The sequence below is a fragment of the Maribacter aquimarinus genome (assembly GCF_047345505.1).
Taxonomy (GTDB): Bacteria; Bacteroidota; Bacteroidia; order Flavobacteriales; family Flavobacteriaceae; genus Maribacter.
The window spans coordinates 1-11,982 of sequence record NZ_JBLFEO010000021.1; the positions used below are offsets into that span (position 1 = coordinate 1).

An 11,982-nucleotide genomic window follows, 5' to 3' on the forward strand; every position below is an offset into this window, starting at 1 on the left:
CGGGTATGTTACCCTAAGTTACGGAAACCCGTGCACTTGTACAACGGAATTCGTCGATTGTTCAAAAATAAAATGCTGATTGTTAATATCTTACCTTCCCGTTGATAGAAAATCAGCAAGCCCCATTTTAGGTACCTACTGCGTTGCGTGACCACATCCTTCTACCTGCAAACCTCTTTGAGCAGCCCGTGCATCCAGTCGGCGCATTCCCATAAGAGCTTAAAATTGGTCGGGTAGCGCATATGGCTCTCCTAGCAGGTGGCGTCCATATCGGTGGCGGGCCTCCCGTCAATGTAGGCCGACCAGTTTCCGTAGAGGGCCTTCTGCACCGTGCCCATGTCCAGTTTCGCCTCGAGCTCGCAGCGGACCACGCTCCCGATCTTGTGGTTCACCAGCCTTTCGGCCCCCAGGTATATGCTTTGGAAGAAGTGCCGATCCGGTTTGCCGTTGAGGCCCTCGACGAGCTTCCTGTCCGAGCAGCCGACGTAGTGCATCAAAAACATCCCGGCGACCTTACACCTGGGAGAAAAAATCGGTCTTGGCCCCATCTCGGCCTCCGCAAGGCCCAAGGCCCAAGCCATCTCGTCCCAGGGGACGGCCCGGTAAATCTTGCCGAGCCCAGAGCAGAGGAAACGGTCGTGGAGTTTGTTGAACTGCTCCTCCTGGGGGGAAGAAAGCAAAACGTGCTGGAAATCGCGGCTTCTTCTTATCTTGAACATATCCTTTTAGATAAAAAACCTGTTTTCTGAGCTAAAGCGTCATTTTTGGAATTCTGTTTTATCTAGGATCCGGTTTATTAATCTGACAATGAATAGGTTGATTAACTTCTGAATGTCCCAAGCAACTTTGGATAAAACAAAAAACGGGACTTTCCACTCAGTTTGTGAAAAATCCCCTTTATTGACCGTGGAGGGATTGCATATTCCAAATGAGCTCCGATTTGCAAATAGGGCCGAACGAAAAAAGGAACGATTGGCCTTTGTAGCGCGGAGCCAGACAACGCGACTGAAGGGCTATCGCCCTAATTCATTACTTTTTCTGAAACTTTGAAGCTATCCTTTAATTTCTCCAAAAACAAAGAACCACGTCAAAAAAAAAAAGACGTGGTTCTCTGCTTGTAGTGACCGCGGAGGGATTCAAACCCCCAACCCTCAGAGCCGAAATCTGATGCGCTATTCAGTTGCGCCACGCGGCCGTACTATTTCCTATACACCGTTCTTTCCAGGAACCATCCGATCCATTGACCGCACTGGCATTACCCTAGACTTGTCTTGACAATGGCGGCAATGGTCTTCCCGTCTGCACGGCCCGCCAATTTTTTTGAAACAATGCCCATGACCTTGCCCATGTCCTTCATTCCAGAGGCGCCAACTTCCCCAATGGTATCCACCACCACTTTTTTTATGGCATCTTCCCCCAGCTGCTCCGGTAAAAACCGCTCCAATACCTTCACCTGCGCCAACTCGGGAGCGGCCAGATCTTCCCTGCCCTGCTGCGAAAAGATGGCGGCACTGTCCTTGCGCTGTTTCACCAACTTTTGCACCAACTGCACTTCCCCTTCTTCACTGAGCTCGCCCTCGCCACTGGTCTTGGCCAGCAACAGGGCGGATTTAATGGCCCGCAAGGATTCCAGGGCAACACTGTCCTTTGCCTTCATGGCCAGTTTCATCTGTTCCGTTACCTCATCTTGCAAGGGCATACCTGTTCATTTTGGGAGGCGAAGATAAAAAATAAACCTGAAAACCACAGTGGTTTTCAGGTTTAAACTTTTTAAAACATCACAAAGGAATCAGTCCACGTTGTCATGCAGGAAGGAGTTGTTGGACCGCAACTGCTTGTCACTATTGCTGTCCTCGCTCAGCGATGTCCTGGATATCTTACCCTCTGGGGCCCGCTGTTGCAGATCGATCCCCTTGCGCTTGTATGCAGGCTCTTTTTCCCGCTCGTCCAAATTGGATAGATTGTTCTTGAACTTATAGTTGAAATCCTTGAGCTTACGTTTGCGTTCATCTACCCGTTGTCTCAACAACTCCTCGATCGGGGTCTCCATGGGATCGATTTCCTGGGAGGGATTGGTCTGGGTCTCCGTTACCTTCTTGGTCTCGAACACCAACTCATCGTCCACGATCTTGGGCTCAAATTTCTCTGCCTTGGATGTTGCCCCAGTGAGCTGTTGCTCCAATTGCATATAATCGTCCAGACTGTGCTGTGTTCTCCCTTGCTTGTTGTATTCCAAAACGGGGGTCACCTCAATACTCCCCTCAACCTCCAGGTCCTTGACCTCATCATCCAGGTCAAAAGTGATCACGTTGTCCCGTTCCTTGTTTTGATCGGACGGGTTGGCGGCTTCAAACTGCAAGGTGATCTGGTCCTTTCCCGTAGGTTTGACCTCTACGGCATCCACCACATCCAAATTGCTTATGGCGTTTGTGTTGTCTATGATGACAAAGTCATCCTCACTGGTCTCTTCTGCAATGACCTCCTCATAGAACACATTGAAATTTTTGATGTAGTTTGTAGTGGGGATCAGCTCAAAGTTGCCATCGTCCAAAAACTCATATTTTGCCCCGGACTCCTCCTCTTCTTCTTCCATTTCCAGGGTGTGCACCTTGGCAGGGCTGCCCATGAGCTGTTGGGCTTCCCGTTGGCCCTCTTCCAGGGTATGGATTATTTTTTTGCTCTCCGTGTTCACAATATCATCCTGCTGTTCCACATTAAAGCCAGTGGCAATGACCGTCACGGCAATGGCCTCTCCCAGACTTTCATCTTCGCCAACCCCCATGATGATGTTGGCCCCGTGGCCCGCCTCTATTTGTATGTGGTCATTGATCTCGCCGATCTCGTCAATGGTGATTTCCTGTGCCCCGGAGACGATCAACAAGAGCACGTTCTTGGCACCGGTAATTTTATTGTCATTGAGCAAGGGCGAATCCAAGGCCTTCATGATGGCCTCGTTTGCCCTGGCCGATCCAGAGGCGATGGCCGAACCCATGATGGCCGTGCCACTGTTGCTGAGCACGGTCTTGGCATCCCTAAGGTCAATGTTCTGGGTATAGTGGTGGGTTATGACCTCCGCTATGCCCCTGGCAGCCGTGGCCAAGACCTCATCTGCCTTTGAGAAGCCCGCCTTGAAGCCCAAATTGCCATAGACCTCCCTGAGCTTATTGTTGTTGATGACAATGAGCGAATCCACGTTCTTTCGCAATTTTTCAATACCTCTTTGGGCCTGATCACATCGCATCTTGCCCTCGAATTGAAAGGGCATGGTCACGATCCCCACGGTGAGCACATCCAGTTCCTTGGCCTGCTTGGCAATGACGGGAGCGGCACCTGTACCGGTACCCCCGCCCATTCCCGCGGTGATGAAAACCATTTTGGTGGACGTACCCAGCATGCTCTTCAAATCTTCCATGCTCTCCATGGCGGCCTGTTCGCCCACTTCGGGATTGGCACCAGCCCCCAATCCTTCCGTCAACGAAACGCCCAGTTGTATTTTGTTGGGCACGGGACTGTTGTCCAATGCCTGTGCATCCGTGTTGCAGACCACAAAGTCCACCCCATTGATGCCCGCCTGGAACATATGGTTTATGGCATTGCTGCCACCGCCACCCACGCCAACTACCTTTATGACGTTGCTTTGGTTTTTGGGAAGGTCAAATGAGATACTGTCAAAATCGCTGTTCTTGCTCATGTTTGTTTTTATTACTGGTTACTGTGTGCGTTGTTGTTCTTACGTTTATTCGGCATTGTCCAAAAATTCCTTGAGCCTGTCTGCCCATTTGTCAAAGACGGTCTGCCTTTTCCCCATGGTCTCCTCCCTTTTGGCCCGCTGTGCCTCCCGTTGTTCTTCGGTTTGATCGGTCTTTTGGGCTCCCGAGTTGTCCGCGGCCTTCTTGCCCATGTTCTTTTTCTCGGTTTCAATGGCGTTCATGAGAAGGCCCACGGCCGTGGCGTAGAGCGGGCTGGCCACTTTCTGGTCAGAGTCGCCCGCCAGGTGCTCATTGGGGTAGCCAATACGGGTATCCATTCCCGTAATGTATTCCACCAGTTGCTTCAGGTGTTTCAATTGACTGCCCCCTCCGGTGAGGACAATACCGGCGATCAATTTCTTTTTCTGTTCCTCGTGCCCGTAGTTCTTGATCTCCATGTACACTTGCTCCACGATCTCCACCACTCTGGCGTGGATGATCTTGGAAAGGTTCTTTAGGGATATTTCCTTGGGTTCCCTTCCCCGAAGCCCCCTAATGGACACAATTTCGTTGTCTTTGTTCTCTCCGGGCCAAGCCGATCCAAACTCGGTCTTTAACCGTTCTGCCTGCTTCTCTATAATGGAGCAGCCCTCCTTGATGTCTTCCGTAATGATGCCACCACCAAAGGGTATAACGGCCGTATGGCGGATAATGCCATCCTTGAAGATGGCCAGATCGGTGGTACCGCCCCCTATGTCTATCAGGGCCACACCGGCCTCTTTCTCCTCTTGGCTCAGAACGGCATTGGCCGATGCAAGGGGCTCCAGGGTAATGTTACCCAACTCAAGACCGGCGCTCTTGATGCACCTGCCCACGTTTCTTATGGAAGACACTTGACCCACCACCACGTGGAAATTGGCCTCCAGCCTACCGCCGTACATGCCTTTGGGCTCCTTGATCTCTGCCTGGCCGTCCACCTTGTACTCTTGGGGCAGCACGTGTATTATTTCCTCACCGGGAAGCATGATGAGCTTGTACACCTGGTTGCAGAGGTTATCCAGGTCTTGATCGTTGATCACCTCCTCCGAATCGGGTCGGGTAATGTAGTCACTGTGCTGTAAGCTCCTTATGTGCTGGCCCGCAATGCCCACCACCACGGAACCTATTTTAAGTCCCGAGTTGAGTTCGGCCTCCTGAACGGCCTGTTGAATGGATTTAATGGTTTGGGTAATGTTGTTCACCACCCCCCTGTGCACCCCGAGACTTTTGGCCATGCCCATGCCCAATACCTCTATTTTGCCATAGTCATTTTCTTTGCCGATCATGGCCACGATCTTGGTGGTACCAATATCCAACCCTACCGAATACTTTACATTTTCCATTGTTCTATATTTTAGTGCACACCACTTGATTATTGAATTCCAAACTTACCGATGCAAATTGGTCCAGGGTGTTGTCCCGTCCGGCCTTTGCATAAAAAGCCTTGAAATTGCTGAATTTCTGTTCCAGATTGCCCACATCGCCAAGATGCACCACAAAATCGTTCAGCCTAAATTTCAATTGATAGTCGTTTTCCTCTACAATGTGTATGCCTATGACATTTTTTCTATAAAACTCGTCCGTGTTCACCAGTTCTATGATGGTGTACACATCTTCCAGGGCCTTGCCGGTGATTTTCCCGGTTATGATGGGCACCCGGGCACTATGGCTTTTGGAAAGCGGCATCCGTTTTCCCTCTTCGTCCAGGTAGAAATTGGTTTCACCCGCTACCCGTCCCAAGGGCGTTCGCTGCTCTATTTGGGCAACGAGCAGGCCCTCCAAGGTCAAAAAAACCTCTGCATCCTTTACCATTTCATTGGCCTCAAGGACTTTTTCCATCGCATTCAAATCTAAATTTTCTTTGGGGTTGTTTTTTGGCTCCCCAAAAGTTTGTATCAACATTTTATTAACGGCATCCTCGGTAATGTAGAGGTTGTCACTGCCTTTGAACTCTATGATCGTTTTGGCCGTGGGACGCAGGGCGTTCCTATGGTTCGAGAAGGCAAAAAGCCCCCCCAGCAACAACAACAGCCCCAGCACCCTCAAGATGTTCCAACTAGTTTGCATACGCCAATTCTTGTTTTAGTTTCTGGGCCTCCTGCCCTATGTCTCCGGCCCCCATGGTAACCAACACCTGGGGCGCCCTGTTCGCTACTTCCGAAAGCAGCCCCTCCTTGGTCACCTTTTTCTTGTCGGCCACCTTGATCTTGTCCAGGAGCCAGGCCGAATCTACGCCCTCAATGGGTGCTTCCCGGGCGGGATAAATCTCCAACAGGAGCACGGCATCGAAAAGGGAGAGGCTCGCGGCAAAATCATCGGCAAGATCACGGGTACGGGAAAACAGGTGTGGCTGAAAAACGGCCAACGTTCCCTTGCCGGGATGCATTTCTGAAATGGCCTGGTGCACCGCGGCTATTTCCGCGGGATGGTGGGCATAATCATCTATGAACACCAGATCGGGACTGTTCAGGCAATAGCTGAACCTGCGCTGTACCCCTTTGAAGGATTGCAGCGCCGCTGCGAGTGCCCCGTGGTCTTGGGTCACCTCCAAGGCCATGGCAAAAGCCACCACCGCGTTGAGCAGGTTGTGCCTGCCGGGCTTTTTAAAAACCACGTCCCGTAGCACCTTCTTTGGCGTGACCAGGTCAAACACATAGGCGCCGTCCCTAACCTTGATCTGCTCGGCACGGAAATCGGCATCGTCTTCCAGACCGTAGGTAAGGCCCTTAAAGGGAAGCCCGTTCCTCACGTACAGGGTGCCCCCGGCGTCCAATTTTGCCGCAAAGGCGCCAAAGGTCTGGTTCAGTTGCTCCTCATCTCCATAAATATCCAGATGGTCCGCATCAACCGAGGTGATACAGGCCACATTGGGGTGCAATTTTAAAAAGCTCCTATCGTACTCATCGGCCTCCACTACCGCCACCTCATTGCCCTTGAGGATAAAATTGCTGTTGAAATCCTCCGAAATCCCGCCTAAAAAAGCTATGAGCGGCGCACCGGCCTCCAAGAGCAAATGGGCCAGAATGGCAGAGGTGGTGGTCTTGCCGTGGGTGCCCGCTACGGCCAAACAGAAGGGTTGTTGGGTGATGATGCCCAACACTTCGGACCGTTTTTTAACATCGAAACCATTTTCCAAAAAATATTGGTACTCCCCGTGCGTTGATGGCACGGCGGGCGTATATACCACCAAAGTGGTCCCCTGCTCCAAAAATGGGTGCGGCACGGTAGTGATATCGTCCTGATAATGGATCTGCATGCCACTTTCCGACAGCGATCGGGTCAAGGCAGATGGGGTCCTGTCATAACCGGCCACGGCTTTCCCCATAAAGACAAAGTACCGGGCCAGGGCAGACATGCCAATGCCCCCAATGCCTATGAAATACACCCTATGTATGTTGTCCATGTCCATTTAAGCTGTCAGTATCTTTTCTATCTCATCACAAATATGGGCCGTTGCACGGGGCAGCGCCTGGGCCCTACAGTTCCTTGAGAGTTCTTCCCGCCGCTCTTTTGAGACCAACAGATGGCCAAGCTCCTTCTCAAAATCAGCTTGCAGTTGGGATTCCTTGATCATCACCGCCGCGTTGTGCGCCACCATGGCCTCGGCATTCTTGGTCTGGTGGTCCTCTGCCACCCAGGGCGATGGTATAAAAACCACCGGTTTGCCCACCAAACACAATTCGGAGACCGCACCCGCACCGGCCCTGGAAACAATGAGGTCTGCCGCGGCATAGGCCATATCCATCCTGTTTAGAAAAGCGTGCACTTTTACCGTCTTGGATTCCTTGTCCGCATATTGGGATATGTATCCCTTCCCGCACTGCCAGAGCAATTGCAGTCCCTTCCGATCAAAATATCCCAACTTTTGGGCCACCAGCTCGTTCACGCTCTTGGCACCCAGGCTACCGCCCAACACCAAGAGGGTGGTCTTACCGGGTTCCAGGCCAAAAAATTCTTGGGCCGGGCCCTGATCCATGTTCAGGTCCAAAAGGTCTGCCCTGACCGGGTTGCCGGTTTTTACAAGTTTGTCCGCCGGAAAAAAACGTTCCATACCATCATAGGCCACAAAGATCTTCTTCACCTTGTCCTTGAGCAACTTATTGGTTATGCCTGCGAACGAATTCTGCTCTTGAAGCACACAGGGCAACCCCTTGGCAGACGCCCTGTACAGAAGGGGACCGCTTGCAAACCCTCCGGTGCCCACCACCAGGTGGGGCTTAAAACGGGACAATATGCGACCTGCGTTGTACAAACTATGCATCAATTTTATGGGAAACATCATGTTTTTAAGGGTCAGTTTCCTTTGCAACCCTCTGATCCACAATCCTTTTATCTCGTAGCCGGCCTGCGGCACCTTTTCCATTTCCATTCTGTCCTTGGCCCCCACAAAAAGGAACTTGGCATCGGGGTGGCGCCGTTTTAGCTCATTGGCTATGGCCAAGGCCGGATAGATATGGCCGCCCGTACCGCCTCCGGACAATATGAACCTATAGCTGCCCACTGAGAACGGCCAAAGGGTTATTGCTGTCCCCTTCCGTGGGGCTTTCGTCCATCTGTTTTTGGTTGCGTTTGTTACTGGCGCTCAAAATGATGCCAATGGCCAAACAGGTCATCCAGCTAGAGGTGCCCCCACTGCTCAACAGCGGAAGGTTTTGGCCGGTTACCGGGAACATCTCCACCGCCACGGCCATGTTCACCAGAGCCTGGAACACAATGGGCAAGCCCACCCCCAGCACCAGCAATTTGCTGAACACGGTATGGCAACCGTTGGCCACCACCACCACCCGAAACAGGAACAGCATGTAAAAAAACATTACGGCCACACCGCCAACCAGACCGTATTCCTCCACAATAATGGCGTATATAAAGTCCGATGAGCTCTGGGGCAACAAATTCTTCTGAACGCTCTTCCCGGCACCCTTGCCAAAGACACCCCCGGTGGCAATGGCGATCTTGGCCTTTTCTATCTGGTAGTTGGCTTCCTTATCGTCCGGATTGTTGAAGCTGTCTATACGGCTCATCCAGGTATCTACCCTGTTGGGGAAGAGATCGGGAAAGGCCTTTGCCGTGACAACGAACATGGTCAAAAACAGTATCCCCGCACCCACAATGGCCAACAGGTACTTAAAGGGATAGCCCCCTAAAAAGCAGATCATCATGACCATGGTGAACAAGATGGCCGCCGTGGAAAAATTGGCGGGCAAAATGAGAAACACCACCATAAAGACGGGAACCCACAAGGGCAAGAAACTTTTGGCAAAGGTCACGGTCTTGTCCCTGATATGGGAAAGGTAACCGGCCACATAGGCCAAGAGCACCACCGAGGCCAAATTGGATGGCTGAAAACCAAATCCCACAAAGGGGATCCTGATCCATCTACTGGCATTGGTGCCCCCTTCGGAACCTCCTTGTGCCAAAACAAAAATGAGCAACAACATCACCACGGGAAGGGCAATCTTGCTCAGGCCGTTGAAATAGTGGGTGGGCACGTTGTGCATGCCGTACATGATGCCAAATCCCAGGAACAGCAACAGGGCGTGCTTCATTAAATGGCCCACGGTGGTGCCGTTGCCCACCACATAGACCAAGTTGCTGCTGGCGCTGTACACCGGAAGAAAGGAAAAAATGGCCAATAGGGCCGCTATGGCCCAAATGGCTTTGTCTCCCCTGATATTTTTAAAAAATGCTTGCACTACAGATTCTTTATGCAGTTTTTAAATTGGTCTCCCCGATCTTCATAGTTTTTGAACAGATCAAAACTGGCGCAGGCGGGAGACAAGAGCACCGTATCTCCGCGTTCCGCAATTTTGTAGGCCACCTTGACGGCTTCCTCCATGGCAAAGGTCTCCACCAAAAGGTCCACCACATTGCCAAAGGTGTCCTTGATGCTGGCATTGTCCAGGCCCAAACAGATAATGGCCTTGACCTTTTCCCGTACCAAGGGCATGAGCTGCTTGTAGTCATTGCCCTTGTCCACCCCGCCAACGATCCAGACAATGGGGCTCTTTACGCTCTCCAAGGCATAGTAGGTGGCATTCACGTTGGTGGCCTTGGAGTCGTTCACATATTTCACGTGGTGTATCTTGAGCACCTGCTCCAAACGGTGCGGCGCCCCTTGGAAGGTGGTAACACATTCCCTAATGGTCTGTTTACGGATACCCACCAACTTTGCTATGGTGGCGGCGGCCATGGTGTTCTTAAGATTGTGCTGGCCTTCCAGCGCCAAGTTGTCTGCTGTCATTTTAATCGTGTCCATTTCTGTGTTAATATGTATTTCCCCTTCCTTTAAAAAGGCCCCTTGTTCCAAAACCGAGCGTAAGGAGAAAGGCAATCTCCTTGCTACCGTCCCATGCTTTTCAAATCCCTTTTCCAGCACCAGGTCATCTCCATCATAGATCAGATAATCCGTATGGTCCTGGTTCATGGTCATTCTAAATTTTGAAGCCACATAGTTCTCGAACTTATGTTCGTACCGATCTAAATGATCGGGCGTAATATTGGTGATCACCCCTATGTGGGGCTTAAAGTCCACGATGCCATCCAACTGGAAACTGCTTACCTCCAGTACGTAGTAATCGTGCTCTTCCTCGCTCACCATTTTGGCAAAACTATCGCCAATGTTTCCCGCCATCCCCACATTGAGCCCGGCCGTTTTCAGGATATGGTGGGTAAGCATGGTGGTGGTGGTCTTGCCATTGCTTCCCGTTATGGCAATAAGGGTTGCCTTGGTGTGGCGTGCCGCGAACTCGATCTCGGAGATCACGGGAACACCTTTCTCCCTGAGTGCCCGCACCAGGGGCACCGTATCCGGGATCCCGGGGCTCTTCATCACCAGATCGGCCTGCATGATCCGCGAACCGGTATGTTGGCCACCTTCCCACTCAATTTCATTTTCTTCAAGAACGTCCCGGTATTTCTGCGCCACCTCTCCCAGATCGGAAACAAAGACGGCATATCCTTTCTTTTTGGCCAACAGTGCCGTTCCCACGCCACTTTCTCCCGCCCCCAAGACCACCAACCTCTGCATCCTATCTCACTTTTAGGGTCACAATGGTGATAATGGCCAGCAGAATGCCAATGATCCAAAACCGTGTCACGATCTTGCTCTCATGGTATCCCTTTTTCTGGTAGTGGTGGTGCAACGGGGCCATCAAAAAGATGCGTTGCCCCACGCCGGTGCGTTTTTTGGTGTACTTAAAGTACCCCACCTGCAGCATGACCGAGAGGGATTCTGCCAGGAAGATCCCGCACAATATGACCAACAGCAGTTCTTTTCTAACAATGATGGCAATGACGGCAATGACCCCACCAATGGTAAGGCTGCCGGTATCTCCCATAAAAACCTGGGCCGGAAAGGCGTTGTACCACAAAAACCCTATGAGGGCCCCGACAAAGGCGGTAATGAAGACCAGGAGCTCGCCGGCACGGGGAATGAACATGATGTCCAGGTAGTCCGAAAAAATAATGTTCCCCGAGACCCAGGCAAAAATGCCCAAAGTGAGCACAATAATCGCCGATGTGCCGGCCGCCAGACCGTCTATCCCATCGGTAAGGTTGGCTCCGTTGGACACTGCCGTAACAATGAGGATCACCACGGGAATAAAGAGCAACCAGGCGTACTGGCCGGCACCTTCCCCCATCCAGTCAATCAGGCTGGTATAGTCCAGTTCATTGTTCTTAAAGAAAGGCACGGTGGTCACCGTGGATTTAACGTCCTTTCCCTTAACGTTCACCACCTCATAATTGGCGTTGATGGCCGTGGTGTCATGATCGCGCATGGTCACCTCTGGGTGAAAATAAAGGGTGGCCCCCACAATGAGCCCTAGCACCACTTGCCCCAAGACCTTGAACTTGCCGTGCAGCCCTTTTTTGTTCTTTTTGAAGATTTTGATGTAGTCGTCGATGAAGCCAATGGCGCCCATCCAAAGGATGGTGACGATCAGCAAAATGATGTAAATATTGGTAATGTCCGCAAAGAGCAGCACGGGGATCAACGTGGACATAATGATGATGAGGCCGCCCATGGTGGGCGTGCCCGCCTTCTCCTTTTGCCCGTCCAGGCCAAGGTCCCGCACGGTTTCCCCGATCTGCTTGCGGCGCAAGAGCACAATGATCCTCTTGCCATATACGGTGGCCAGCAAAAGGGAGAGCAGCACGGCCATCGCGGCGCGAAAGGTCAGGAACCCAAAGAGCGAAGCCCCCGGGAACTGATATTCACTTTCCAAAAAGTCGAAAAAATAGGTTAACATGACAA

At 51.7% G+C, this 11,982-nt stretch carries 10 protein-coding genes and 1 tRNA gene; all 11 read right to left on the reverse strand.

The window, feature by feature from the left end; genetic code table 11:
* Nucleotides 1-251: 251 nt before the first annotated feature.
* A complete protein-coding gene (locus ACKWCC_RS14125) occupies nt 252-719 on the reverse strand; it encodes a hypothetical protein (RefSeq protein WP_413996599.1) in 468 nt (155 codons plus the stop codon).
* Between the two features lie 402 nt (nt 720-1,121).
* A tRNA-Arg gene (locus ACKWCC_RS14130) sits at nt 1,122-1,195 on the reverse strand.
* Nucleotides 1,196-1,255: 60 nt separating this feature from the next.
* Nucleotides 1,256-1,699, reverse strand: coding sequence for a GatB/YqeY domain-containing protein (locus ACKWCC_RS14135; RefSeq protein WP_413996600.1), 444 nt, complete (start codon nt 1,697-1,699; stop codon nt 1,256-1,258).
* Between the two features lie 90 nt (nt 1,700-1,789).
* Nucleotides 1,790-3,691 carry a cell division protein FtsZ gene (ftsZ, locus tag ACKWCC_RS14140; RefSeq protein WP_413996601.1) on the reverse strand — a complete coding sequence of 634 codons (1,902 nt, stop codon included), beginning with the start codon at nt 3,689-3,691 and terminating at the stop codon, nt 1,790-1,792.
* A 45-nt stretch (nt 3,692-3,736) separates the two neighbouring features.
* Complete coding sequence (gene ftsA, locus ACKWCC_RS14145; RefSeq protein ID WP_413996602.1) at nt 3,737-5,071, reverse strand: cell division protein FtsA; 1,335 nt, start codon at nt 5,069-5,071, stop codon at nt 3,737-3,739.
* A gap of 4 nt (nt 5,072-5,075) precedes the next feature.
* On the reverse strand, nt 5,076-5,795 hold the full coding sequence (locus ACKWCC_RS14150; RefSeq protein WP_413996603.1) for a cell division protein FtsQ/DivIB: 720 nt from the start codon (nt 5,793-5,795) through the stop codon (nt 5,076-5,078).
* Nucleotides 5,785-7,137 (reverse strand): UDP-N-acetylmuramate--L-alanine ligase, encoded by a 1,353-nt coding sequence (murC, locus tag ACKWCC_RS14155; protein WP_413996604.1) that lies wholly within the window; start codon nt 7,135-7,137, stop codon nt 5,785-5,787. The genes ACKWCC_RS14150 and murC overlap by 11 nt, the downstream gene beginning before the upstream one ends.
* Complete coding sequence (gene murG, locus ACKWCC_RS14160; protein WP_413996605.1) at nt 7,138-8,229, reverse strand: undecaprenyldiphospho-muramoylpentapeptide beta-N-acetylglucosaminyltransferase; 1,092 nt, start codon at nt 8,227-8,229, stop codon at nt 7,138-7,140. It abuts the gene before it with no gap.
* Entirely contained in the window at nt 8,216-9,421 is a 1,206-nt protein-coding gene (locus ACKWCC_RS14165; RefSeq protein ID WP_413996606.1) for an FtsW/RodA/SpoVE family cell cycle protein, read from the reverse strand. Before ACKWCC_RS14165 ends, murG begins: the two co-directional genes overlap by 14 nt.
* Nucleotides 9,421-10,755, reverse strand: a complete 1,335-nt coding sequence (gene murD / locus ACKWCC_RS14170) for a UDP-N-acetylmuramoyl-L-alanine--D-glutamate ligase (protein ID WP_413996607.1) — start codon at nt 10,753-10,755, stop codon at nt 9,421-9,423. Before murD ends, ACKWCC_RS14165 begins: the two co-directional genes overlap by 1 nt.
* Before the next feature lies 1 nt (nt 10,756).
* Nucleotides 10,757-11,977 (reverse strand): phospho-N-acetylmuramoyl-pentapeptide-transferase, encoded by a 1,221-nt coding sequence (mraY, locus tag ACKWCC_RS14175; protein WP_413996608.1) that lies wholly within the window; start codon nt 11,975-11,977, stop codon nt 10,757-10,759.
* Nucleotides 11,978-11,982: the final 5 nt, after the last annotated feature.